This is a genomic window from Bacillus sp. CH30_1T (assembly GCF_008364765.1).
Taxonomy (GTDB): domain Bacteria; phylum Bacillota; class Bacilli; order Bacillales; family Bacillaceae_B; genus Rossellomorea.
Window position 1 is genome coordinate 728,562 of the sequence record NZ_VTUY01000004.1, and the last position, 24,023, is coordinate 752,584.

27 protein-coding genes and 1 riboswitch are annotated in these 24,023 nt (G+C 41.4%); of the genes, 1 reads left to right on the forward strand and 26 read right to left on the reverse strand.

Annotation, left to right across the window (positions count from 1 at the left end; all coding sequences use genetic code 11):
- Positions 1-12: 12 nt before the first annotated feature.
- From F0342_RS11170 to F0342_RS11275, 22 genes are all read right to left on the reverse strand, one after another.
- Positions 13-429, reverse strand: a complete 417-nt coding sequence (locus tag F0342_RS11170; protein ID WP_149155996.1) for an acyl-CoA thioesterase — start codon at positions 427-429, stop codon at positions 13-15.
- A 77-nt stretch (positions 430-506) separates the two neighbouring features.
- Positions 507-1,073, reverse strand: a complete 567-nt coding sequence (locus tag F0342_RS11175) for a TetR/AcrR family transcriptional regulator (RefSeq protein ID WP_149155997.1) — start codon at positions 1,071-1,073, stop codon at positions 507-509.
- A 44-nt stretch (positions 1,074-1,117) separates the two neighbouring features.
- Positions 1,118-2,722 carry a long-chain-fatty-acid--CoA ligase gene (locus F0342_RS11180; RefSeq protein WP_149155998.1) on the reverse strand — a complete coding sequence of 535 codons (1,605 nt, stop codon included), beginning with the start codon at positions 2,720-2,722 and terminating at the stop codon, positions 1,118-1,120.
- A gap of 51 nt (positions 2,723-2,773) precedes the next feature.
- Positions 2,774-3,523: an SDR family NAD(P)-dependent oxidoreductase gene (locus tag F0342_RS11185; RefSeq protein WP_149156091.1), complete on the reverse strand. Its 750-nt coding sequence runs from the start codon at positions 3,521-3,523 to the stop codon at positions 2,774-2,776.
- Positions 3,524-3,541: 18 nt separating this feature from the next.
- On the reverse strand, positions 3,542-4,771 hold the full coding sequence (locus F0342_RS11190) for an acyl-CoA dehydrogenase family protein (protein WP_149155999.1): 1,230 nt from the start codon (positions 4,769-4,771) through the stop codon (positions 3,542-3,544).
- Positions 4,772-4,817: 46 nt separating this feature from the next.
- A complete protein-coding gene (locus F0342_RS11195; RefSeq protein ID WP_149156000.1) occupies positions 4,818-5,591 on the reverse strand; it encodes an SDR family oxidoreductase in 774 nt (257 codons plus the stop codon).
- Positions 5,592-5,773: 182 nt separating this feature from the next.
- A complete protein-coding gene (locus F0342_RS11200; RefSeq protein WP_149156001.1) occupies positions 5,774-7,159 on the reverse strand; it encodes an L-cystine transporter in 1,386 nt (461 codons plus the stop codon).
- A 119-nt stretch (positions 7,160-7,278) separates the two neighbouring features.
- Positions 7,279-7,920 carry a thiamine phosphate synthase gene (gene thiE, locus F0342_RS11205; RefSeq protein WP_149156002.1) on the reverse strand — a complete coding sequence of 214 codons (642 nt, stop codon included), beginning with the start codon at positions 7,918-7,920 and terminating at the stop codon, positions 7,279-7,281.
- The gene (gene thiD, locus F0342_RS11210; RefSeq protein ID WP_149156003.1) at positions 7,917-8,726 is read right to left on the reverse strand and encodes a bifunctional hydroxymethylpyrimidine kinase/phosphomethylpyrimidine kinase; all 810 of its coding nucleotides are present in this window, start codon (positions 8,724-8,726) and stop codon (positions 7,917-7,919) included. Before thiD ends, thiE begins: the two co-directional genes overlap by 4 nt.
- Before the next feature lie 15 nt (positions 8,727-8,741).
- Positions 8,742-9,764 carry a thiazole biosynthesis adenylyltransferase ThiF gene (locus F0342_RS11215; RefSeq protein ID WP_149156004.1) on the reverse strand — a complete coding sequence of 341 codons (1,023 nt, stop codon included), beginning with the start codon at positions 9,762-9,764 and terminating at the stop codon, positions 8,742-8,744.
- Positions 9,761-10,525: a thiazole synthase gene (locus F0342_RS11220; protein ID WP_149156005.1), complete on the reverse strand. Its 765-nt coding sequence runs from the start codon at positions 10,523-10,525 to the stop codon at positions 9,761-9,763. The genes F0342_RS11215 and F0342_RS11220 overlap by 4 nt, the downstream gene beginning before the upstream one ends.
- Position 10,526: 1 nt before the next feature.
- Positions 10,527-10,730: a sulfur carrier protein ThiS gene (gene thiS, locus F0342_RS11225; RefSeq protein WP_149156006.1), complete on the reverse strand. Its 204-nt coding sequence runs from the start codon at positions 10,728-10,730 to the stop codon at positions 10,527-10,529.
- 4 nt (positions 10,731-10,734) lie between these two features.
- Positions 10,735-11,832: a glycine oxidase ThiO gene (gene thiO, locus F0342_RS11230; protein WP_149156007.1), complete on the reverse strand. Its 1,098-nt coding sequence runs from the start codon at positions 11,830-11,832 to the stop codon at positions 10,735-10,737.
- Positions 11,833-11,838: 6 nt separating this feature from the next.
- On the reverse strand, positions 11,839-12,456 hold the full coding sequence (locus F0342_RS11235) for a thiamine phosphate synthase (RefSeq protein WP_188048500.1): 618 nt from the start codon (positions 12,454-12,456) through the stop codon (positions 11,839-11,841).
- Positions 12,446-13,249 carry an energy-coupling factor transporter transmembrane component T family protein gene (locus F0342_RS11240; RefSeq protein ID WP_149156009.1) on the reverse strand — a complete coding sequence of 268 codons (804 nt, stop codon included), beginning with the start codon at positions 13,247-13,249 and terminating at the stop codon, positions 12,446-12,448. Before F0342_RS11240 ends, F0342_RS11235 begins: the two co-directional genes overlap by 11 nt.
- Positions 13,246-14,673 carry an ABC transporter ATP-binding protein gene (locus F0342_RS11245; RefSeq protein WP_395940675.1) on the reverse strand — a complete coding sequence of 476 codons (1,428 nt, stop codon included), beginning with the start codon at positions 14,671-14,673 and terminating at the stop codon, positions 13,246-13,248. Before F0342_RS11245 ends, F0342_RS11240 begins: the two co-directional genes overlap by 4 nt.
- A gap of 14 nt (positions 14,674-14,687) precedes the next feature.
- A complete protein-coding gene (locus F0342_RS11250; protein ID WP_149156011.1) occupies positions 14,688-15,266 on the reverse strand; it encodes an ECF transporter S component in 579 nt (192 codons plus the stop codon).
- On the reverse strand, positions 15,259-15,957 hold the full coding sequence (gene tenA / locus F0342_RS11255; protein ID WP_149156012.1) for a thiaminase II: 699 nt from the start codon (positions 15,955-15,957) through the stop codon (positions 15,259-15,261). The genes F0342_RS11250 and tenA overlap by 8 nt, the downstream gene beginning before the upstream one ends.
- 116 nt (positions 15,958-16,073) lie before the next feature.
- A riboswitch (TPP riboswitch) is annotated at positions 16,074-16,181 on the reverse strand.
- Positions 16,182-16,468: 287 nt separating this feature from the next.
- A complete protein-coding gene (locus tag F0342_RS11260; protein ID WP_148968912.1) occupies positions 16,469-17,068 on the reverse strand; it encodes a response regulator transcription factor in 600 nt (199 codons plus the stop codon).
- Entirely contained in the window at positions 17,065-18,201 is a 1,137-nt protein-coding gene (locus tag F0342_RS11265; RefSeq protein ID WP_149156013.1) for a sensor histidine kinase, read from the reverse strand. The genes F0342_RS11260 and F0342_RS11265 overlap by 4 nt, the downstream gene beginning before the upstream one ends.
- Before the next feature lie 147 nt (positions 18,202-18,348).
- Positions 18,349-18,546 carry a hypothetical protein gene (locus F0342_RS11270; protein WP_149156014.1) on the reverse strand — a complete coding sequence of 66 codons (198 nt, stop codon included), beginning with the start codon at positions 18,544-18,546 and terminating at the stop codon, positions 18,349-18,351.
- 234 nt (positions 18,547-18,780) lie between these two features.
- Complete coding sequence (locus tag F0342_RS11275; protein WP_149156015.1) at positions 18,781-19,062, reverse strand: DUF6509 family protein; 282 nt, start codon at positions 19,060-19,062, stop codon at positions 18,781-18,783.
- A gap of 172 nt (positions 19,063-19,234) precedes the next feature.
- Between F0342_RS11275 and F0342_RS11280 the strand changes: the two genes are divergently transcribed.
- The gene (locus F0342_RS11280; protein WP_149156016.1) at positions 19,235-19,543 is read left to right on the forward strand and encodes a hypothetical protein; all 309 of its coding nucleotides are present in this window, start codon (positions 19,235-19,237) and stop codon (positions 19,541-19,543) included.
- Positions 19,544-19,777: 234 nt separating this feature from the next.
- On the opposite strand, the gene F0342_RS11285 is transcribed toward F0342_RS11280, so the two are convergent.
- The 4 genes from F0342_RS11285 to F0342_RS11300 all read right to left on the reverse strand — a co-directional run bounded on the left by F0342_RS11285 (position 19,778) and on the right by F0342_RS11300 (position 24,001).
- Positions 19,778-20,356, reverse strand: a complete 579-nt coding sequence (locus F0342_RS11285) for a branched-chain amino acid aminotransferase (protein ID WP_149156017.1) — start codon at positions 20,354-20,356, stop codon at positions 19,778-19,780.
- A gap of 43 nt (positions 20,357-20,399) precedes the next feature.
- Positions 20,400-21,152, reverse strand: a complete 753-nt coding sequence (locus F0342_RS11290) for an exodeoxyribonuclease III (protein WP_149156018.1) — start codon at positions 21,150-21,152, stop codon at positions 20,400-20,402.
- A 175-nt stretch (positions 21,153-21,327) separates the two neighbouring features.
- Positions 21,328-22,707, reverse strand: coding sequence for a DEAD/DEAH box helicase (locus tag F0342_RS11295; protein WP_149156019.1), 1,380 nt, complete (start codon positions 22,705-22,707; stop codon positions 21,328-21,330).
- 199 nt (positions 22,708-22,906) lie between these two features.
- On the reverse strand, positions 22,907-24,001 hold the full coding sequence (locus F0342_RS11300; RefSeq protein WP_149156020.1) for a PRK06851 family protein: 1,095 nt from the start codon (positions 23,999-24,001) through the stop codon (positions 22,907-22,909).
- Between the last annotated feature and the right edge of the window lie 22 nt (positions 24,002-24,023).

Genomic DNA, 24,023 nt, shown 5'->3' on the forward strand with positions numbered 1-24,023 from the left:
ACCCCTCCAACATTAAGAATATTCAGTTTTCTCTGAGCGCAAATGAGTGTTTAACTGCGCCTTTAACAACTCAGGGATCATTTTGCTTTGCTGCTCAAGAAAATCAAAATAAACGATCACCGCATTTCCCTTTGCAATCAATTGATGGGTGTTCGCACATAAGATATCATGCTCTAACTGAAAGCTCTTCGATCCAATTTTTGATAGATAGGTGGTGATCTTTAACTCTTGATTAAAATACCCTTGTGACACAAAGTCACATTTGGTTGAAGCGAGAATAAATCGCCAGTCTTTCACCTCCATATCAAATCCGAGTGATTGAAAGAATTTAATTCTTGCTTCTTCTAAATAAACAAAATAAGTTGTATTGTTGATATGACCTAATGCATCCGTTTCGCAAAATCTACTCGTTACCGTAATGGTTTCCATTAGCCCGCCATCTCCCTATATAAATACTAACCAGTTGGTATGTTATTCATAAGGAAATCCTTTAGATGATTTCCCATTTACTCTGTCTCAATCCCTTTTAATACCATATCGACAAAAGTCTGGGCAATTTCCTGATCGGATTTCGCACCATCAGGCTTATACCATTGATAGCTCCAATTCATCATACCGAGAATTCCAAAAGCTACAATCGATACGTCAAAGTCCTCATGAAAGTCTCCGTTCTTCCTACCTTCTTTCAGGAGAGTTTCTATATTATAGCGATACATATCCCGCTTAGGCTCAATTGCATCCAGACTTTCCTTGCTCAAGTGCCTCATTTCTCTAAAAAATACTTTGGCACTGGCCCCTTGCTCTTTAATGTCCAGAATGGAAAGATGGACAATATCATAAAGTTTTTCCATGTAGCTCTTCCGATCATCTCCAAGAACTCTTTCCTGTTTAGATAATAAGCCATCAATATAGCGCATGTGAATTTCCTTTAACAGCTCTTCCTTACTGGAGAAATAGTAATAGAATGTTCCTTTTGTTACACCAATGGATTCTACTATGTCCTGAATGGAAGTAACGGTAAATCCTTTTTCATCAAATAAGCGTACAGCATGTTCTGTAAGTTTTTCTTTCATCTGAAATCCTCTCAATCTGCAAATATCACCTAAATTATATCATATTACCTCACGTTTTCACGCAGGGCTCTTCGTAATATTTTCCCAACACTCGTCTTTGGAAGCTCCCCACGAAACTCAATGATTTTTGGAACCTTAAATGATGACATGTTCTCCTCACAGAAATGAACCAATTCTTTTTCAGTTGCCTGTTCCCCTGACTTTAAGACGATCACTGCCTTAACCGTTTCGCCTCTATAAGAGTCCGGGACACCGATTACGACAGCTTCCTGTACGCTTGGATGCTCGTAAATGATTTCCTCGACTTCCCGGGGATACACATTGTATCCTGATGCAATGATCAGATCTTTCTTTCGGTCCACAATCGATATATACCCTTCTTCATCCATTCGGGCGATGTCTCCTGTGTAAAGCCAACCATCTCGAAGGGCGTGAGCAGTCTCTTCAGGTAAATTCCAGTAGCCTTTCATTACTTGAGGGCCTTTAATAATGAGTTCGCCCACATCTCCTAAAGGAACCTCCGTAGTGCCTGTTGCTAAATCAACTACCTTATAGTCTGTGGATGGAAATCCAATTCCAACCGTTCCCGGCTTTCTTTCTGCAAAAGCGGGGTTGCAATGAGTCGTTGGTGAAGCCTCTGATAATCCGTATCCCTCTAATATTTTCGCTCCTGTTTTCTTTTCGAATTGATTCAATAACTCAACTGGCATCGGGGCGCTACCGCTATTACAAATTTTTATTGAATCAATGCCGTACTCTTCTGCCTGTGGATGATTGGTGATCGCCACGTACATAGTCGGCACACCTGGAAACAGGGTGGGCTGTTCGTTCTTAATGGTGGTTAGCACTTCTGACAATTCAAACCTTGGAAGTAAGATCATTTCATTTGCTGAATAAACCGCAAAGTTCATACATGAATTCATCCCAAATACATGAAAGAACGGAATCACACTCAGGCTTCTTTCTTTCCCTGTTTCAATGCTGTCTTTAAAGAAGAGTTGACTTTGAATGACATTTGAAAGGATGTTTTTATGAGTGAGCATGACTCCCTTGGATGCACCGGTAGTTCCACCAGTATATTGAAGGACTGCCACATCTTCTTCAGGGTTGATCGACACCTGGGATACTTCACCATCCCCTACCATCAAAAATTCATCAAAGTCATAGTCTGGTGGGACAAGTTGGTATTCTCCCTCAAAGCTTACTACAATAATCCTCTTGACTTTTGTCTCCTTTTGAATGGAATGGACCATTGGATAAAAACGGTCCAATACGACGATTGTCTCAGCTCCCGAGTCATTGAGCAGATGGATTAATTCCCTTTCAACTGACATCGGATTCACCTGTGTGACAATTCCCCCGGAGGTAAGGATTCCATAATAAGAGATCACATATTGCGGACAGTTCGGGAGCATGATCGCCACCCTGTCTCCTTTCTTCACTCCAATATGTTGAAAGGATGAAGCAAGCATGGAGACGGCACCTTGAAGTTCACCATACGTTATCCGTTTTTGATAAAAGCTAATACATGGATGAGCCGGGAATGAAGAAACGGTATGTCGAAGCATTTCTGGTATTGAAAAATCAACCTCAGGAATTTCAGTCTCATACGCTTCAGGGTAATGACTGAGCCAAGATTTAGTTGTCATAAAATCATTCCTTCCATTTCAGATTTCTCATATACTAATTCTGCATGTACCTTAAAAGATTAATCCTCCACCATCAACAGATAGTGTGGCACCGGTTATAAAGGACGCCTCATCAGAAGCTAAAAACAGAATCGCTGATGCGACTTCTTCTGGATTTCCAATCCGTCTTAGAGCATTTGATTGAGAGATCGCCGACCATTTCCTCTCATCCTTCTTCCAACCATTGATGATGTTCGTATCTATAACCCCAGGCGCTACTGCATTCACTCGAATATTATCCTTTCCATATTCCAGGGCAGCATTTTGTGTCAGTAGTATGACACCACCTTTTGCCGAATTGTAGGCTGACACGTATTTGCGGCCCTTTAAACCGAGAAGGCTCGATACATTCACAATTACACCATCTTTTTTCATCAATTCAGGTATGGCATACTTCATTCCCAGAAAAATGCTCTTTAAGTTTGTATCCAATACGGCATCCCATTCGTTTTCGTCCAGATCAATACTCCTGACTTCCGACTGTCCGATTCCTGCATTATTGATAAGGATATCGAAACCTCCGAAATGTTCCACCGTAGTATGTACGAGGGATTGAATGCTTTCACTTTCCCGCACGTTCGTTTTGATAAAAAGTGCAATTCCTTTTTTTTCGTGAATGAGTCTGACCGTTTCTTCACCTCTTGCATCATCCAAATCTGCTACGACCACAGCAGCACCTTCTTTCGAGAACCTTAGTGCTGTAGCGCGCCCAATTCCTCCGCCTCCCCCTGTAATAACGGAAACTTTCCCTTGTAATCTCATCAGCATCCAACTCTCTTCCTAGCCTTCTACAGGAGAAGCTTTTTCGTGTTTTCTCAATTCTAATTTTGCCAATTGGGCACGGTGTACTTCATCAGGTCCATCAGCAAGTCGCAGTGTACGGGCATTTGCCCATTGAGCTGCCATCGTGTAGTCATCCGATACTCCTGCTGCCCCGAAAGCTTGAATGGCCCGGTCGATCACACGTAAAGCCATTGAAGGAGCCACCACTTTAATCATGGCGATTTCCTGTTTCGCTGCTTTATTGCCGACGGTATCCATCATGTAGGCTGCTTTCATCGTAAGAAGACGGGCTTGTTCGATTTCAATCCTTGAATTCGCAATCCATTCTCTTACGACCCCCTGACTTGCCAATGCCATTCCGAATGCATCACGTCCCTGAACACGCTTACATAATTCTTCAAGTGCCCGCTCTGCTGCACCGATCAATCTCATGCAATGATGAATTCGCCCAGGTCCCAACCTTCCTTGAGCAATAGCGAAACCTTTTCCTTCACCCCAAATCATATTTTCTAAAGGAACTCTTACATCGGTAAAGGTGATTTCTCCATGACCATGAGGGGCATGATCGTAACCGAACACAGGAAGCATGCGCTCAATTTTCACACCTGGTGTATTCAGCGGGATGATAATCATTGATTGCTGTTCATGACGACTCGCCTTGGGATCTGTTTTCCCCATTAGTATGGAAAAGGTGCATCGAGGGTCACCGGCGCCTGATGACCACCATTTCTTCGCGTTAATGATGTATTCGTCTCCATCCCGGATGATACTCGCCTTAATATTCGTTGCATCGGAAGACGCGACATCAGGCTCGGTCATAGAGAAACATGAACGGATATCACCATTTAGCAGAGGGATAAGATACTGTTGTTTTTGAGTAGGAGTCCCATAACGTTCCAACACTTCCATATTCCCTGTATCAGGAGCATTGCAATTAAACACTTCCGGACCGATCAGGGATCTCCCCATGATTTCACAAAGAGGGGCGTATTCGACATTATTAAGCCCGGCACCATATTCGCTTTGAGGAAGAAATAGGTTCCATAATCCCTGTTTCCTCGCTTCAGCTTTTAGTTCTTCCATGATTGTGGGAACCCCGCTCCAGCGGGTTTCTTGCTGATTGAGCTGATTTTCATAGAGAGATTCATTCGGGTACACGTATTCTTCCATAAAACGGGATATTCTATTTTGATATTCTTGTACTTTTGGAGAATAGGAGAAATCCATTACATCCATCCTTTCTTAACCAAAACATGTAATACTCCGCACTCGGTTACATCGCTGAGGATCCACCGTCTACGACGAGAACTGAACCAGTGACAAAATCAGATGCACGAGCCGCCAGGAAAAGTGCCGCTCCTTTAAGATCATTCTCGGTACCGAATCGATTTAATGGTGTTCCGTTTAAAATGGCTTCCCCTGCATGAGATAGAATTCCTTTTGACATTTTTGTTGGAAAGAATCCCGGTGCGATTGCATTCACATGAATCCCGCGGGAACCCCATTTCACGGCTAGATCCTTCGTGAAATTGATGACCGCTGCTTTACTCGTGCTATAGCCAATGGCATCCATATAACGTGGGTCTGTACCTTGAAGACCTGCTACTGAAGCAATATTAATGATTTTACCTTGCTGTTGCTCGAGCATTAATTTCCCCACGGCCTGTGACATAATAAAAGTCCCATTTACATTCACATTGATAACTTTATGCCAAGCGTCAAGAGGCATTTCTTCTGCAGGTGCCCCCCAGGAAGCACCACTGTTATTCACTAAAATATCAATGCGGCCAAACACCTTCTTCGATTCATCTACAACACGCTGTACGTCTTCAGGATTAGTGACATCACACTTCAATGCCAGTGATTGGACACCTATTTCTTCTAATTCCTTCTTCACGTCTTCACATGCTTCAACGTTTCTCGAGCATACTACAACGTTTGCCCCCGCTTCAGCAAACCCTGTCGCGATTTGTTTCCCCAACCCTCTGCCTCCTCCGGTCACAAGGGCAACTTTACCTGATAAATCAAATAATTCATTCACATGCACGTTCGTGCCTCCTCATCTTTACAGCATTTCATTTACATACCTCAGATACTAACCAGTCGGTATGTTTAATTCTATAGTAAAGAATATAGTCTGAATTTTCAATTATAATTACTCAAAATAACTAAATTTATTTTCATACAAAAGAAAAACTGACTCATATATGTATGAGCCAGCCCACTTGTTTAAGCTTCTGCTTCAATGATTTCTTTGTTATACGCTTCGTTATCCAAATCACCTGTCACTTTACTTGTTATGATTCCAGATGTCATTGCACCACTCACATTTACTGCTGTTCGCCCCATGTCAATCAAAGGTTCAACAGAAATCAATAGACCCGCTAACGCTACTGGAAGATCCAAGGCGGATAGAACAAGGATAGCAGCAAATGTAGCTCCGCCTCCAACGCCAGCAACACCGAAGGAGCTAATGGCCACCACTACGATGAGCGTAAGAATAAAGGAAGGGGTTAATGGATTAATCCCGACAGTCGGTGCAATCATCACTGCAAGCATGGCAGGATACACACCTGCACAACCGTTCTGACCGATGGATAACCCGAATGATCCCGAGAAGTTGGCAACCCCTTCTGAAACACCCAATTTATGCTTTTGTGTTTGAATGTTAAGTGGCAGTGTTCCGGCACTGGATCTCGACGTAAAAGCAAATGCTAATACAGGAAATACTTTTTTCATGTAAGTGACCGGATTTAAGCCCGCAAGAGTAAGCATGATTAAGTGAATGGCAAACATGATAATCAAGGCCACATAAGATGCTCCAACAAATTCTCCAAGCTTCATGATGGCATCAAAATTACTTAATGCAACCGTTTTAGCCATGATGGCCAACACACCGAATGGAGTGAGTCGTAACACCAAAGTCACAATTCTCATGACTACAGCATAGACAGAATCAACGATTTTCTTGAAGAATTCAGCAGCCTCAGGCTCTTTGCGCTGAGCCCCCAAGTAAGCGATACCGATGAAAGCTGCGAAAATCACGACAGCGATCGTCGAGGTTGCTCTTTGTCCCGTAAAGTCCAGGAACGGATTCGCAGGTAAAAGCTCGAGAATTTTTTGAGGATAACTCTGACCTTCTAAAGATGTCGCTCTCTCCTCTAATTGAACTCCCCTTGCCGTTTCTGCCTCTCCTTGATCAATCTGGATCGCTTCCAAATCAAAAGCCACGGTCGTAGCAATCCCGACAGCTGCAGCAACGGCTGTTGTGCCTACCAGCAATCCAATGATCAGCACAGAGATCTTCCCTAAATTATGAGACCGTTTTAATTTAGAGAAGGCTGAAATAATCGACACAAATACTAAAGGCATGACAATCATTTGCAGAAGTTTAATATAGCCGGATCCGACGATGTTAAACCATTCAATCGATTGTGTGACATTTTCATCCCCGGCTTCATATACCCACTGTAATCCAAGACCAAATAATATCCCCAGCCCCAGAGCGGTAAACACCCGTTTTGAAAATGAAACATTTTTCCTTTGCATATAAAGTAATACACCGATGAGAACAAGAAACACCAAAATGTTTAACAAAACAAACCAGACATTCATTCTTACCCCTCCCTCTTATCATTGATGTTGATACAAGTTAGACCGAGGTCTACTGTATAGTATGATGAGGGAGTAAGAGATATGTTGCTATGGTGGTTTTATTTTTCATTGTGGACCGATTACAATCGTAATAGCTTTTGTTGGACAGCTTGGGCTAAGTTTTCTGTGCGAAAGGGATGTTTTGAAATCGCAGAAATGACTGCGACACCGTCCGCACCTGCTTCCAATACTTGAGAAGCATTACTGTAATGAATGCCTCCAATCCCGACAAGGGGGATATCGATACCATTTGTTCTTATTAATTGGATGATTTTCGGGCCACGAACCTCTCTACAATTATTCTTTGTATTGGTAGGAAACATTGGACCAACTCCAAGATAGTCTGCTCCGGAATCCAAAGCTAACCTGGCTTCATTCACGTCATGAGAGGAGACACCAAGTATTCTATTTCCTATTTTCCGACGGACTTTTTCGATAGGTTCATCCTCCTGACCTATATGTACTCCATCTGCGTTCATTAATAACGCCAGCTCCACATCATCATTCACGATAAAAGGAACACCGTGTTTACGACATAAACGCTGTAGCTCATGAGCCAGCTCAACTTTCGCATCGCCTTCTAAACCTTCCATACCTTTTTCACGAAACTGAAACATGGTAACTCCGCCTAAAAGGGCTTGCTCTAATACTAGTGCCGGATGCTTATCACAATTATAGCTTCCCATCACAAAATATAACTGTAAACTTTCTCTGAGATTCATACATTCATACCTGCGTGGTACGCCCAATGATTCGTTGGGCCGTGTTCACTCCCAATGCCCAGTGAGTCACTGATCGCTGCAGTAATAAATTGTTTGGCAGTATGGACAGAATCATAGACCGTATGTCCTTTTGCTAATTGCGATGTAATCACAGCAGAGAATGTACACCCTGTTCCGTGTGTATGTGGTGTGAAGACTCTCGGACTGCTAAAATCATAAAATCTTTTTCCATCAAAGAGGATGTCAGTCGCTTGAACAAATTGAGCATGAGATTGATGCCCACCTTTAATCACCACATGTTTTGCCCCCATTTGGAACAATACCTCCGCCGCTTTCTTACGATCAACATCATTCAGGATGTCTATCCCTGTCAATGCCTCAGCTTCAGGAATGTTCGGCGTTACCACGAACGCAAGGGGAATCAATTCATTGATTAATGCATTAACGGATTCCCTCTCCAATAAAGATGCCCCCCCTTTTGCTATCATGACAGGATCTACTACGAGCTTCTTCCAGGAATGTAATCGAACAAAGTCTGCAACATGAGAAATAATGTCTCCGTTCACCAGCATGCCCGTTTTGATGGCTTGGGGAGGTAAATCTTCAGCAATCGATGTTAATTGATCAATGACAGCATCCGCTGACAATGGATACACGCCTTGTACACCTCTTGTATTTTGCGCCGTCACTGCTGTGATGGCAGACATTCCATAGACATTCAGCTCCTGAAACGTCTTGAGGTCTGCCTGGATTCCAGCCCCACCGCCACAATCCGATCCGGCAATCGTTAATGCTTTTTGAATCATGCTGTTCTCCTCCCTTTATCCCAAATAACGATGATAAACCGATTTTGCTTTCCTTATATCTTTTGTTCCGTGAATGAGAGTACGTCCATCACGAAAGAGTACGATTCGATAAGATTCAACCTCGAATGAAATCAGATAAGGATTTCTATCTACTTGTTTTCCCTGAAGTTCTAAAGATTTTGATCGTTCCAAAAGATTCACATCTTGTTTTACAGCTGGTCGGATTTGAACAGAATCCCTACCACAGAGGACGGCTGTTTTGGTTTGATTTTCGTATTTCAGACCGGGGAATGTATGATGCTCTCCACATGAAAGGCATTCATCCCTTTTCAGCTTGCTCACATCCAGCGAAGTATGCTCATTTTTCCATAAATCAAAAGAGACCACTTTATTACCCAGTGCCTCCATGTCTTCTACCAGTATCTTTAATGCTTCAGTAGTTTGGTAGGCCACAACCGTGGACACGGCAGGGCTGATGATGCCCGCTGTATCACAGGTCATTCCACCCATTGGAACAGTGTCGATCAAACATTGAAGACAGGGAGTGATACCGGGAAGGATAGTGAATGATATTCCATAACTCCCAACACAAGCACCATAAATCCAAGGAATGGAATATTTTTGAGAAATATCATTTATGATCATTCTCGTATCAAAGTTATCCGTTGCATCGATGATAAGATCTACGCTCTTGGCAAGTTTCAACATCTCTTCTGGCATAGCATCGAGTATATGTCCTTCGATTTTCACAGTTGAATTAATCGCTTGGAGTCTTTTTTTTGCCGCTACAGCTTTGGGGATTCGGTTTCTTGCATCTTCCTCGTTATACAGCTGCTGACGTTGTAAATTACTCCATTCTACATAATCACGATCCACAACCGTCAACTTCCCTATACCAGCACGTACAAGTGCTTCTGCATTGCCTGTTCCCAGTGCTCCCGCCCCGATCAACAACACATGTTTATTTCTTATTAACTTTTGTCCCTCTGTTCCGATGGGGTGAAACAGCGTTTGTCTTGAATATCTATCTTCTTTCAAACACTCATCCCCTCCATTGGGCTGCTTGCTGTTGCATAACGTTTCTTCGGAATTCTTCCAGCCTCATATCCGAATCGTCCCCCTTCAATCGCAAGCCTCATGGCATTCGCCATCATAACGGGATCGTTAGCCGAAGAGACGGCTGTATTGAGCAATACAGCATCAGCCCCGAGTTCCATTGCAAGAGCTGCATCTGAAGGAGAACCAATTCCGGCATCCACAATGACCGGTACCTTTGTTTGCTCAATAATGAAACGGAGATTGACTGGATTGATGATTCCCTGTCCAGATCCTATAGGGGAAGCACCGGGCATGATGGCATGTGCCCCTAACTCTTCCAATCTCCTTGCAAGAACAACATCGTCAGACGTATAAGGAAGCACTGTAAAGCCTTCTTTTATTAATTCTTCAGTTGCTTTCAGTGTTTCGACGGGATCGGGCAGCAGCGTTTTATCACATCCGATCACTTCTACCTTAATCATGTCACAAAGCCCTGAAGCTCTCGCTAATTGTGCATGTCGAACCGCTTCCTGAGCACATTTAGCCCCTGCTGTATTCGGTAACAATGAATAGTTTTCAAGATTCAGTTTTTCTAAGAAATTAGGTTGACCAGGCTCAAAGATATTCATGCGCCTTACCGTGAACGTAAGAATTTCTGCACCGGAAATCTCGACAGCTCTTTTCTGAATATCAAAATCAGGATATTTTCCCGTTCCCAGTAAAAGTCTTGAATGGAATGTATACTTTCCGATTTTCAACATTTCAACCGCCTCCTACAAATTGTACTAACTCTAAGATATCCCCATTTTTCACTTTGGTGATCTTATGCTCCTGTTTTTCAAGGATGGTTTGGTTCTGTTCAACGATGATCATTCGATTTTCCAAGTTAAAATGATGAATCAATTCCAATACTGTTGAAATGGATTCCGGCACCGTGACCAACTGTCCGTTTATTCGTAATTCCACCTTCTCAACTCCTTAAATATGAATGCAGGGGATGGGATTCCTTCCCCTCTATCAGATCTGCCATCAATACTCCTGTTATGGGTGCCAAGAGTATACCATTACGGTAATGCCCCGTTGCAATGGAAAGCCCTTCCCATTCCTCACTCCTCCCCATAAACGGCACTCCTTGTTCTGTTTGAGGCCGTATCCCGGCCCACGCTTTTTCCCACTTGGCATCAACCAATTCTGGAAGGATGGTTGTGGCCAAATGCATTAGGTTCATTAATCCACCTATGGTAATCGTTTCATCGAAGGTATAGGGGTGCTCCGTTGCACCGATTAAAAGGCGCCCACCAACTTTTGGAACAATGTAGCATCCTTCTGTGAAGATGGTCCGCTCCAGTATTTTACCGGGGACCTTAACGGAAAAGCATTCACCCTTGACTGGAAAACTTCTGAACTTCATTTCCAGTCGTTCCATGAGGAATGGACTCCAAGCACCGCCCGCTACAATCGTTTCGTCTGCATAATAGTCTCCTTTAGACGTCTTGACCCCAGTGATTTTGTTTCTCTCTTTCATAAAATCATACACGTCTGTATATTCACTAATTTCTGCACCCAGCATGATCGAAGCCGAACCTAAGGCTTGTGTAAGCTTTGATGCTGAGACGTTTCCATCCTTCGGGATATATAATCCCCCTGACACATCCTTTGAAAGATGAGGTTCATAGGTAAATAGAGTGTGGGGTGAAAGCCATTTAACTTGTTCCCCTGGTGATGTTAAGGAAGCCGTTGTTACTAATTCTTGTGCTTCCTCCTCCGTTCTCGCCAATTTAATCATTCCATTTTCAACATATTCAATGTCCATTCCACTGATTTCTTTTAAATCCCTTGATAAGGAAGGATACATATCACGGCTTGCCTTCGCCAAATGATACAGAGGATCGTTTCCCTTCAATTCGCTTTGAACGCCAAGCATGCCTGCAGCTGCTTTCGATGCTTTTCCCGCCAATTGATTTCTCTCAATCAGGAGAACTTTCTTTCCTCTTTTGGATAATTGATACGCAATGGAGCAGCCAATTACTCCTCCACCCACAATCAAAGCATCATACTGTTTTACCAAGCTACTTCACCCCCTGTGTAATTGTTTATAATAGGATCGGGCTGCATCTAATGGATCCTTTGAAAGCAAAATACCTGATAAGACAGCGATCCCTTTTGCTCCGGTTCCCGTAATTTCACACACGCGTTCAGGAGTAATGCCTCCTATGGAAATAGTTGGAATCGGGACGGATTGAACCACTTTTTCTAAGTTTGCTACACCTCTGCCAGGCTTACCTGCCTTTGAAGAGGTAGCATAGATATTTCCATAAAGTAGATAATCCGCTCCTTTATCCATTGCCTGTTGTGCTTCTTCCAGGGAATGTACAGAAGCTCCAATCTGTAAGGAAGGAAAAGCACTCTTCACTAAGCTGATATCCGCACTTTGATGGCCAAGCTGAACCACTCTTACATGCTTCATAAAGGCAATGTCTGCCCGATCATTGACACATAATTTTGTTAATGGGACTCCTGCTGCTACTAATCGATCAATGGCCACAGCCATTTCTTTCCCCGTCCACTGCTTTTCGCGAAGATGGAGCATGTCGAGAAATGGATAAATGGACTTCGAGATTTTCACTAATTCTTCCACTGATTGTTTTCCTGTTGAAATCACATGTAATTGTTTTCTCGTTTCAATTCCCATAGCGAACATCTCCCGGCGGAAAAATAGGTAGATGGGTAGAAAAATAATAACTGAGCACAATCATGAAGAGAACGCTCCCCAAGAAATATCCATCATATTTCGAAAAGGTTACTCTGTAGTAATAGGTTCGTTGCCCACTTCCTTTAAAACCCTTTGTTTCCATAGCCACGGCAATTCTGTGAGCTCTTCTGATGCTCTGGGCAAGCAGGGGAATGGAATACGATTTCATTTTATGGAATATGTGCTTTATTCCTTTCCGTTCTTCAACTCCCCTGACTCTCATGGCGTTTCGTATCGTGAAGAATTCTTCAATCATAATAGGGATTAATCTGAATCCGGCCATAAAACTATACGCATACTTAGGTTTTAATCTCAGTTGCTGCATGAGGGAGTAGAAAAGCTTCACCGGTCTCGTTGTAAGAGCAAATAATAATCCCAATATAGCGAATACGATGGTACGCAATCCAACATGGATCCCCCGATAAAAACTCTCTTCAGTAATGTGGATCAATCCAAATTTCATCCATGTTGTTTCACCTTTCCCAAATAAAATCATTGATGAAGCTGTAGAGATGAAAACAAGGAAAAAGGGTAGAATCATTAAACTGACCGTTCTATATGAATATCCTGAGAACAACCATAATAGGAGAAAAAAGAGTAAGCTCAAATATAACAACCAGTTAAGATAATGAATAAAAAGCAGTAATACAAAAAGCCCGATCAAGGTCATTAGCTTGAAGCTGGGATTGATTTGGTGAAGCCAGGTTTCACTATACTCGAGTTCTATATTCATATTGCCTTACTACCTGCAATCTCATTATAGAAATCCTGGGTGAGACGCCCATTTTCAATTACCCATACTCTGGATGCAAAGTGAGTAATGATATTTTCATCATGTGTCACCATTAGAATGGTACAACCTTCTTTTTGATAGTTTTGAAGCATCTCAAGTAACGCAAACGTATTTTGGGAATCCTGGCCAAAGGTCGGTTCATCCAATAATAGAATATCTTTATTCCTGACAAGGGACGCTGCGACGCTTAATCTGCGCTTTTGCCCCATGGATAAATGATAGGGATGATGATGTTTGTATGGATCAAGCTTGAATCGCTTCAATAGTGCATGCACCTTTTCCTCCACTATTCCTTCATCCACTTTCTTGAGCCGAAAGGTATACGCAACTTCATCAAACACACTGTGTGTCACAAACTGAAACTCGGGATTTTGAAAAACAAATGTACATTCCTCTGGAACATTCTTTCCTTTTACCTGTCTTCCATATAATTCATACGTTCCGGTCGTTTGGATGAATTTCATAAGACTGTGGAGTAATGTTGATTTCCCAGCTCCGTTCTTTCCGGTGATTGCAATCCATTCACCTTTAAGGCTGACGGCATTTTGAAGGTGGATCTTCACCTCTTTTTGTACATACCCTTTGAAGTTCTCTAGCCTTAAATTCTCTTTCCCAAACGGGGCAACCTTCTCCGGAGGGTGGGAAGAAAGATAATCTTTCCACGCTTCCGGATACCATACCCCAACTGATTTCAATGTTTCCTTGAAATTTGATAAAATGTGAGCCTTTGGACCATCAGCCACTATCCTTCCATTAGCATCGAAAAGAATTATACGATCAATGATCTCCAGTACGTGACTCAGCTTATGCTCAACGATAAGTAACGTTTTATCTTTACATGTCGTTTTCACTGTTTCCCATACAGATTTTGTACTCTCATCATCCAACATCGCTGTAGGTTCATCCAAAAATAGTGTATGGGGATGGAGCGCAAGGGCAGAAGCAATGGCCAATTTTTGTTTCATCCCCCCTGATAGAGAGGAGATTTTCGTATGGGAATCCCCCAGACTTAAATTCACCTTCTCCAACAGTTCTTTAATTTCCTCTGGCATTTCGTCTCTTGGAATTTGGTTGTTCTCCAAAACAAAGGCAATTTCCTCATCAACATAGGGCATACAAAATTGAGCGTCCGGATCTTGAAAGACATACCCGAAAGATTCAGGACGCTCAATCGAGTCAGCTTTCATCGGCACATCTATAGAATGGGGTATCACACCGGATAAAACCTGGAGGAGTGTAGATTTGCCACAACCAGAAGGTCCGAGTAGCAATATCTTTTCCCCGTCTTTTATCGAAAGGCTTACGTCTTTAAACATCAGTTTCTCTGAACCGGGAAATGTAAGGCGCAGATTTTCAACATGCATCGTCATTCCCTCCTTTACTGATTCAGGGCATCATAATCTTTTTGGTCCGCACGTCTGACCAAACTGGTTACCCCCGTTTTCTCCAGAGCCTTAACGAGATAGAAGGCACCTATGCCTGCTATCACGATGGATCCGATTAACCTGGCACCGATAAAAAGTGATAAATTCCACAGAACCAAGTCTCCCATGTATCCCTTAAAGTAGTCCATCAGGATTGAGCCAATTGCTGAGCCCACAGCTGCAGTGCAAATGATGATGACATCATAACGCTTATAGCCGGTGATAAGAAAAATCAACTCTGCAAACAAACCTTGAATCAGACCGAATAGGAGTACCTCTAGGCCCCATTCACTCCCCATGAGAAATTCCCCTGAAGAAGCTGCAATCTCTGCCAGAAGTGCGACGCCAGGTTTCCGAATGATTAAAAATGCCACGGTTGCCGCCATGAACCACATGCCATAGATCAGTTGATCAGCATGCAATCCAAATGGCTTTAACAAGTTGTAAACCGGTCCCCAAAGCTTATATATAATCCCAAAACCTATTGAGATGACGACCGTTACTAAAATATCCGTCAGCTTTAATTTAGACATGTATTCTACCTTCTTTACCTAGAGATGTATGAAACGGCCACTTCTCAAGTGTGTATGCCATTTCCCAAAACTGTAATTCATAAATGCTGCTCAAAATAAAATTCTCTCTCATTCTTTCCTTATCTGTTTCCGTCATCGTTTCTGCCAATCCATCCAGTCGCTGGATCTGTTCTTCTACTAGTTCCCCAAACCACTCTCCACCATAAGCTGCGATCCATTCCTGATAAATAGCTTCCTCAGGTGTACATGATTTCAAGCGTTCACCGATCTCATAATACAACCAGTAGCAGGGAAGTATTGCCGCCAGAATATCTGCGAGACCTCCATACTGTGCGGAACGATACATATGAGACGTGTAGGCATAAGCCGTAGGAGCAGGTTTAAACTGCAGTTTTTCTTCTTCCGTAATCCCTAAACGGTTTGAGAAATTTTCATGAAGGGAAAGCTCAGCTTCATTTGTCCCCACAGCGTGTGTTGCCATTCTCGATGTAGTATGTAAGTCTGTTGCTTTGGCTGCACCAAGTGCCTGCACCTTCGAAAAGTGTGAGAGGTAATAGGCATCCTGGAGAAGGTAGTATCTGAAGTTTTCAAGGGGGAGGGTTCCATCCCCAATTCCTTTAACGAAAGGATGGTTAAAACTTGCTTCCCAAATTTCCTTCACTTCGTTTCTTAAGTACTTTGTAAATGTCATATTATCTTTCTCCTTTTCCAGACGACCCGAAATGGGCAACAAAAAAGCCACTTTCATTATGCATACCGCATACAGAAAGTGGCTTGAGATCAGTTTGATAGAATTCGATTCTATGTGACCGTCAAACACCACTTCCCTACGCTGGTCTCAACCAGATCAGGTTCAAAGGGTCTTAAAGTCACACTTTAATCTCAGCCTTTTATAAGGCACCCCTAGTGGATCGTCCTATGAAATTTTGTATTCGATGTTATCGTACCATGATTCTTTTACTTGTCAACACCAAAAAGAAAACCTTTCATCATTTTCCCATTGCCCTTTCCATACAAAACCAATCGTAGCAAAGGGTACTCCCTATGAAAATTTAAATGAAATTCATTTAGAATAAATCTCTTGTAAAGCAAAATTAAGAGTCTGCTGGAGTTGTATAAATATACACCCTTTAGATAATGGCAATACAAAACTACCATAAAGGCAGGGACGGACCTCCATGTTGGAGCTCCGTCCCTGCACATCATTTAAACCATCCTTTTTCTTTAGATTGAGTGATGGCTTCGATTCGATTTTTAACTTCAAGCTTATCGAGTATGGTTGAGATGTAGTTTCGGACGGTACCCGTTTTGAGGCTAAGCTCATCGGCTATCTCCTTCGTGTTTTTCCCGTCAGCAACCAGCTCCAACACTTCTTTTTCACGGTCTGTCAGGGGGTTCTCTTCACTATACACATCGTCCATGAGCTCTGGTGCATAAATACGTTTACCCTCCATGACAAGACGAATCGAGTTCGCCAGTTCTTCACTTGGGCTGTCCTTTAACAAATAACCCTTCACCCCACCTTTTAACGCACGCTGGAAATAACCGGACCTGGCAAAAGTTGTCAGGATAATCACTTTGCAATTTTCGCCTTTTAATTCCTCTGCTGCTTCAAGACCGGTCTTTTTAGGCATTTCAATATCCATGATACAAATATCCGGCTGCAGCTCGTGGACGAGGGCAATGGCTTCTTCTCCATTGCCCGCCTTTCCAACCACTTCCATATCATCCTCTAAACTAAGTAACGAGCCTAAGGCACCTAATAGCATTCGCTGGTCTTCTGCTATAACAATTCGAATCATTCCATTCCCTCCCTGTCTGTTTGCTTGATTACTTTCGGCACTCTCATTATCAAAGTGGTCCCATTCTCGGAAAAAACGTCTAAGCTCCCATTTACAAATTCTAACCGTTCTCTCATTCCGATTAAGCCGCTGCCTTTAGACTGTGTGTAATCTCCCTCGATTCCCATACCATCATCCTTCACTATGATAGTCATCTCTTTATCCGACTCTTCGATGGTTAGCTTACAGTACGACGCCTTGCTGTGTTTGACAACATTCGTCACGGCTTCTTTTAGACACATGCTCAAGATATTTTCCAGAAAGAGTGATGCTTGGGGCAGCATGACCTCATCATCCATCACGAATTCAATTTCCGCTGCCTTTAACAGCTGTTTGATCCGGACGATTTCATCTTTTAATCGAATGCCCCTCATTTGAGATACCATTGTCCTTACTTCACTCAAAGCGGTTCGTGCCGTTTGCTGAACATCCTTTAATTCACTCCTGGCCTGCTCTGGATCCTTGTACACCAATTTTCTGGCCAGATCGCTCTTCAGACCGATAAGAGAAAGCTTTTGACCCAAAGTATCGTGTAGATCACGGGCAATCCTCTGGCGTTCTTCCTGCTTGACCAAGTCTGAAATACGTTTATTAGCATCTTCCAACTGATCTTCGAGCTGCACCTGTTTATTTCGATTATAAATATTAAACGGCAACAGAATGACGCTTATCCAAATGATCAGAATAAAAGGAAATTGAGATAAAAATAATTCATCCTGTATAACAAAATTATAATTGATCGATGCCGTCGTTAACACAAGGTGGATAATATAAAGGGTTAAAAACGCCACCCGGTTTTTTATATTCCCATTATAATAGGCAATGTAAAAAGCAAAATAGATAAAATTAAATTGAATGGTCATGGTAATGGATATCGCTATTAAAATCGATGTCCATAAATAAACCGGCCAATCCTTTGAAATAAAAGCAAATCGTAAAGAAATAAAGAACATGATGGTCAAGGAAATCCCTACAACAATTTCGATCGTAGAGGAGGACTGAAAGATAAAATAAAATGGCAGGATGCTGATGATGCTCCATATATACGGGGAAATACCAGAACCTTTTTGAATATTGATTAACTTTTTCGGCATTTGCACAATATAACCTCTTTTACTTTCAGTTTTTTAACTATGTAACCTATAGTATGACATAAATTATACCAATTTTCATACAAACGGTTTAAGAATTCCCCCACCGTATAGACAAGAAAATCGTATAAAATTCTCCATTAAATAATACTAATATTTCCGATTTTGAATTACTTTTTGCTTCTGCATGATCTCATAGGATTTATGGATGATATCTGTTAACACATCACCTTTGTAAACTCTTCCAATTTTCGTGTTTTGCTGATAGTATTCAACAATTTCATCCAATTTCTTTGATGTTTCCTTATCAACTCTTACATTAAGCTGCATTCTTCCTTGATCTGACAAGGTTCGCCCTCCTTCCGTATCAATATGCTAGCAACTGATATCACTTTGTTATCACTAGTATATCAGATGCTATCAGTCAAATATACCGGCCATATGAAATAAAAAGTTATCCGCACTTAAAAAGCCCCGAGCTTCAATTCGCCCAAGACTCGCGTTTAATTCTATTTGTAAATAAACGAAAAAACACCCTTTACATTCGTTTAGTATCGAACATAAAGGGCACACGCCTCACTCTTATCTGATATTTTCCTCGCAATAAGAAAGAAGGAGATTTTCTTCATCTTCTTCTAATTCAAAATCAAGATACATCTCAGTATTTCGTTCTATAATGGTCGACTGTACGATCCTGGAACCGTTCTCGTCTCGAACAAAAATGACCTTTATGTAAATACCCTGAACTCTATAAAGCTCATCATCCTCGGGTACTTCAATATCAAGAACAACTTCATATCGATCTCCATTTAGTATTCCGGTAGGATCTTTCAGTTCCTCGGCACTATGACTGGTAATGTTCATTTATATAACTTCCTTTCAAAGTGAAACAATTTCTTTCATCATCCTATTATACACCTAAACCGGTGGATATTAAAAACGTATTCCTCTAAACAGCCTAATAAGTAAATGAATGGGCTTGCTCCCCAAACTTCGTTATAATAGAAGTAGATACGAAGCTTAAGGAGAGAATGCAATGAATTCTAAAGAGATGCAAGAAAAAATCATTGAAAATTATCAAAAGGACGAGCATATGATGATTCTTGTGTTTGCGCAGTGGTGTGTGAATCATGACCTTGACCCTGCTGCCCTTTATCAGAAAGCTTACCCCCATCAAGGGGAAAATCCCGCATTATTGCATGGAATTGACTTAACGGTCCCTAAAGAAGAGTCTGAAGAAATTCCCGACACGACTTTACTGGGTGTCCTCTCCCTATTCGGTAATGATGACCTGGCCCATGTCGTAACAGAAGAAATCAACATGCGCCCTGGTAATAAGGGATAATAGTAAGAGGGAATGAGCTATGCAGGGTAAATATATTTATATTTTACTAACAGACACGGGAACTTTGTTCACCAAATCCATCAAGAAATATACAAAGGCACCTTACAACCATGCCTCAATCTCCTTTGACCGAGACTTGAACGAACTATACAGTTTTAATTGAATACGAACCAATCAAACGAAAAAGAGCAAAAAAATCCCCCCTCGATCGTGAATACGAGGGGGATTTTTTCTTTAAGCCTCATCCATCGTTTGAAGAAGATGAAAAAGGAAATCGTATATGAGCTCGTAGGAAACAAGCATCGTCAGTCCTTCATGAAAATCAGGGAGATCGTTTAAAGTAATGTTTAAATCCCATAATCCATCCTCACCATTAAACAATAAGTCATAAGATGATTCGTCTTTAAGGGTATTTTCCAAGTAATGCTCTATTTGACTGCGGTATCTTTTTTGAAGTTTCAACCCCAGCATTGCATCATACGTTCCAAACACGTCATCCACTTCAATTGAAACAGCCTCCACACCGATCACATTAAACCATTCCAATTCCAGGAAGACGAACTCGTTTTTATGTTTTTTTAAGTAAGTGATCGGCTGATTGAGGAATATGAATGATTCTTGAGCGATTAGTTCTTCCGTTTCTTTCTCGCAACGTTCGATATAAGCTTCTTCAAATCGTGAATCTGATTCCCGTGTCGCTATCTTGTCAGCATCCAGTAATCCATGCTTGACTGCATATTCTTTTTCTTGTGGAAATAAAACAACGCTACCACTCGATTCTTCGATATACTGCAGAAATCTCTTTCTTAACATCCTTTACCCTCCACAAATGTAATTACTCTACTTCTTTTATGCACTACTCTAACTCTAAGTATACAGGACAGTGATCACTTCCGAGTATTTCAGAGTGGATCTCTGCAGCCTTTACAGCAGATGTTAAACGGTTTGACACAATAAAGTAGTCAATTCTCCACCCAATATTCCGTTCACGGACATTACTCATATAGGACCACCAACTAAAGGCATCTTCCTTTGTTGGATGGATATATCGAAAGCTATCGATAAACCCTCCCTGCAGGAGCATGGTCATTTTCCCGCGCTCTTCATCTGTAAAGCCTGAATTCCCTCGATTTGATTTATCATTTTTCAAATCTATTTCGGTATGTGCTACATTTAGGTCCCCACATAGAACAACAGGTTTATGTTGATCCAAATCAAGAAGATACTCCCTTAATGTATCCTCCCACTCCAGACGTTCACCAATTCTCGACAGATCCCTTTTGGAATTAGGGGTATATACATTCACCAAATAAAAAGAATCAAACTCACATGTAATGATCCTTCCCTCTGGCTCTATAAGGTCATCATTGAAACCATATGAGACAGACAGTGGCTTCTTTTTAGTGAAAACTGAAGTTCCTGAATATCCCTTTCGCATCGCATAGTTCCAATATTGATGGTATCCCTCTAACTCTAATGAGATTTGCCCTTCTTGAAGCTTTGTTTCTTGAAGGCAAAAAATATCTGCGTCCATATGTTTAAAATAATCTAAAAATCCTTTTTTCACACACGCTCTAATTCCATTTACATTCCATGATACTAATTTCATATTAATCTATTTAACTCCTTTACTCATAGCAATACCCCTTATTATCCTACCATAAAACCACCCAAAGACATTCATTATACTGATATAACACATTAGAACTTGTGATATTTTTCTGATATAACTTTAATTCTCCCTCGAAATTATGGCACAATAAAAACCATGCTTGTGCATGGTTTTATCGTTTATTTTTTTGATTATAAGATTTAGAAGGAGATTTCTTTCCTGTTTTTCTCCCTGTAAAGTCCGGCTTCTTTTCTGTTGCTGTCCGCTCCGAATGTTTTGATGATTTTTGTTTTAGAGAGTTAGAGGACTTTCTGCTCGTCAATTGTTTATCTTTGACCTCGTCCTTTGTTCTTGTCAGGGATTTCCGATCTTTGCTATTCCTCTTCCCTTGTCTTTTAACTCCCTTTTTCTTAGAGGTTGTTTTGGATTTTAAAGAAATGGTATTCCCTAGGTTCTGCTTTTGAATGCGACTATTCAGCTCTGTTTCAATTCCGTCCAGTAGGCTTCTTTCTTCAGAAGAATAAAGGGTATAAGCTAAACCTGTTTCACCTGCTCTCCCGGTTCTTCCAATACGGTGAATGTAGGTTTCGGCATTTTCAGGCATGTCATAATTAAATACGTGAGTGACTCCCTCAATATCCAATCCCCTGGAAGCCACGTCAGTCGCAACCAGCATTGGTACGTCGCCCGTTCTAAATTGCTCCATTACCATTTCACGCTTCTCTTGTGGGATATCCCCATGAAGTTCAGCCACTTTGAAACCTTTTGATTTCAGGACTTGATATAATTTCGCGACCCGTCGTTTCGTTCTGCAAAAGACGATGGATTTACTTGGTTGAAACGCTTCTATTAATTGAATGACTGTGTCTTGCTTGGCCCGATCCACTGTATAAATGGCAAATTGATTAATCGAAGTGGATTTTTCAACTTCCGCCACTTCGATAAATTGAGGAGATTTCATATATTTGCGACCCATTTTTTTGATTTCAGCAGGTATCGTCGCAGAAAATAACATCGTTTGACGATGAGCTGGCGTTTTCCTTAAAATTTCTTCTACTTTATTTAGAAAACCTATTTGCAGAAGTTGATCTGCTTCGTCAATAACCAAAAACATAAGATGAGATAAATCGAGAGTCCCTCTTTTCAGATGATCCAATAGCCGCCCTGGAGTTCCAACCACAATATTTACATTCTGTTCCAGTTCCTTGATCTCTTCCTCATGACTTTTACCACCATATACAGAGAGAACGCTAAACCCTTTGTTTTTCGTTGTGAGCTTTCTTATTTCACTTGTTACTTGAATAGCCAGCTCACGTGTCGGGGTAATAATCATACTCTGAATATGATGAGTGGCAGATTTACTTTTCTCCAGTATGGGTAAAACGTAAGCAAAGGTTTTGCCAGTCCCGGTTTGAGCCATAGCCATGACATCTTTTCCCTCTAAAAGGGTCGGTATCACATTTACTTGTATGAGTGTCGGTTTACTTATTCCATTAGTGGATAAGGTTTTCTGAAGACTTTTTGATAGTCCCAGTGATCCAAACGAGTTCAATAATTATTCCTACTTTCTTAATACGAGATTTGACTTGTCTACTAATAGTGAAGGTTTCGTGTTGAAAAAGCAAGAACAAAACGGATCCCGAATTAGAATCCTTCATGTTGATCGTGTATTAACCTACACGGTTATTTTGCCAACCACATAAAAACGCGATCACCTAATGATCATCGCGTTCCGGTGTCCACTCACTATACTACTTCTTTATTATCTCATATATGTCCTGAAAGATTTCTTCTCTAATCGTATTCACCATTGAAAAGTCCATGGCTCTTATATAGATGGATTCAAGTTGTTCACGAAGGCATTTAGCTTCTTTAAGATATGAGATTGCTTCTTTCATTTTATCCTTATAGGCTTTTGTGGTTCGTTCTATATCGGCAGCATATTTTTCATCTGTCCCTTGAGTAATACATCTTTCATACATATCGATGATTTCATCAGATTCCAGGTCTGGGAAATATTCATGTGGTGCAGTACTATCGAAAATAGCGATTCCTTTTTCTCTAATGATCAACATATCAAGACTATCGGGGTCAAATCCACAATGATATACCTCTACATCATAGCCTTTTTCCTCTCCAGCAGAAGCAATTTTCTTTAACATCGTAGACTTACCAGACCCTGCCCGCCCTTTGATAAAGTAGCGCTTATCGACATCCTCTGTTAAATTCTGAATGTAGTCAACAGCACCATCAGGAGTCGCGGCACCTAAGAACCGATGTTTGACGGTAGAGGATTTAGAAAGGCTATCTTCTTCAAAGAAGAGTGAAATTAACTCATTTGTTAATTCATTCGCTTTTGTGAAGTTCATGTTGGAAATGTATATTTCTTCAATGTCGTCATGAGCACTCAGGGATGCAGCAAAGGTATCGTAAGCTTTCTGAAAGAGTGAGGCAATTTTATCATTTAAGACAAGGATTTCTTCTTTGTGCGGCAATAGCTTCTTTGAGTCCCATGCCACTCCTAAATTCACATATTCTTCAATAACGCCGGGTACTTTCGGTTCTATAATATGAGGAGCCGTCCCATCCACAATGCCGACCCCAAATTCAGGGAGGAGAACACCATCGATTGAGTGATTATCGGAAGCGCAATGTAAATATTCAACTTCTAATCCTATATCCTCAAATCGTTCTCCAACCGACTTCATCAATGATGATTTACCTGTTCCGGGACCACCCTTCAGGATATAAACCCGCTCTAATCCATCTAACACCGAATCATATAGACTGTAGAAACCTTTAGCTGTATTCCCCCCAGCATAATAATGACGAACCTTTCCAGTCATGAAATCACCCTTTCACATCATT

Excerpts from the sequence above, each read along its gene's own strand:
- F0342_RS11275 (WP_149156015.1), bottom strand. The coding sequence starts at position 19,062 with ATGAACATTACCAGTCATAGTGCCGAGGAACTGAAAGATCCTACCGGA.
- F0342_RS11185 (WP_149156091.1), bottom strand. The coding sequence starts at position 3,523 with ATGAGATTACAAGGGAAAGTTTCCGTTATTACAGGGGGAGGCGGAGGA.
- F0342_RS11200 (WP_149156001.1), bottom strand. The coding sequence starts at position 7,159 with ATGAATGTCTGGTTTGTTTTGTTAAACATTTTGGTGTTTCTTGTTCTC.
- F0342_RS11190 (WP_149155999.1), bottom strand. The coding sequence starts at position 4,771 with ATGGATTTCTCCTATTCTCCAAAAGTACAAGAATATCAAAATAGAATA.
- F0342_RS11285 (WP_149156017.1), bottom strand. The coding sequence starts at position 20,356 with ATGTTAAGAAAGAGATTTCTGCAGTATATCGAAGAATCGAGTGGTAGC.
- F0342_RS11245 (WP_395940675.1), bottom strand. The coding sequence starts at position 14,673 with ATGCATGTTGAAAATCTGCGCCTTACATTTCCCGGTTCAGAGAAACTG.
- thiD (WP_149156003.1), bottom strand. The coding sequence starts at position 8,726 with ATGATTCAAAAAGCATTAACGATTGCCGGATCGGATTGTGGCGGTGGG.
- thiE (WP_149156002.1), bottom strand. The coding sequence starts at position 7,920 with ATGAATCTCAGAGAAAGTTTACAGTTATATTTTGTGATGGGAAGCTAT.
- F0342_RS11250 (WP_149156011.1), bottom strand. The coding sequence starts at position 15,266 with ATGTCTAAATTAAAGCTGACGGATATTTTAGTAACGGTCGTCATCTCA.
- F0342_RS11235 (WP_188048500.1), bottom strand. The coding sequence starts at position 12,456 with ATGGGAATTGAAACGAGAAAACAATTACATGTGATTTCAACAGGAAAA.
- F0342_RS11220 (WP_149156005.1), bottom strand. The coding sequence starts at position 10,525 with ATGTTGAAAATCGGAAAGTATACATTCCATTCAAGACTTTTACTGGGA.
- F0342_RS11280 (WP_149156016.1), top strand. The coding sequence starts at position 19,235 with ATGAATTCTAAAGAGATGCAAGAAAAAATCATTGAAAATTATCAAAAG.
- F0342_RS11175 (WP_149155997.1), bottom strand. The coding sequence starts at position 1,073 with ATGAAAGAAAAACTTACAGAACATGCTGTACGCTTATTTGATGAAAAA.
- tenA (WP_149156012.1), bottom strand. The coding sequence starts at position 15,957 with ATGACATTTACAAAGTACTTAAGAAACGAAGTGAAGGAAATTTGGGAA.
- F0342_RS11260 (WP_148968912.1), bottom strand. The coding sequence starts at position 17,068 with ATGATTCGAATTGTTATAGCAGAAGACCAGCGAATGCTATTAGGTGCC.
- F0342_RS11180 (WP_149155998.1), bottom strand. The coding sequence starts at position 2,722 with ATGACAACTAAATCTTGGCTCAGTCATTACCCTGAAGCGTATGAGACT.
- F0342_RS11240 (WP_149156009.1), bottom strand. The coding sequence starts at position 13,249 with ATGAATATAGAACTCGAGTATAGTGAAACCTGGCTTCACCAAATCAAT.
- F0342_RS11170 (WP_149155996.1), bottom strand. The coding sequence starts at position 429 with ATGGAAACCATTACGGTAACGAGTAGATTTTGCGAAACGGATGCATTA.
- F0342_RS11265 (WP_149156013.1), bottom strand. The coding sequence starts at position 18,201 with ATGCCGAAAAAGTTAATCAATATTCAAAAAGGTTCTGGTATTTCCCCG.
- F0342_RS11300 (WP_149156020.1), bottom strand. The coding sequence starts at position 24,001 with ATGACTGGAAAGGTTCGTCATTATTATGCTGGGGGGAATACAGCTAAA.
- F0342_RS11290 (WP_149156018.1), bottom strand. The coding sequence starts at position 21,152 with ATGAAATTAGTATCATGGAATGTAAATGGAATTAGAGCGTGTGTGAAA.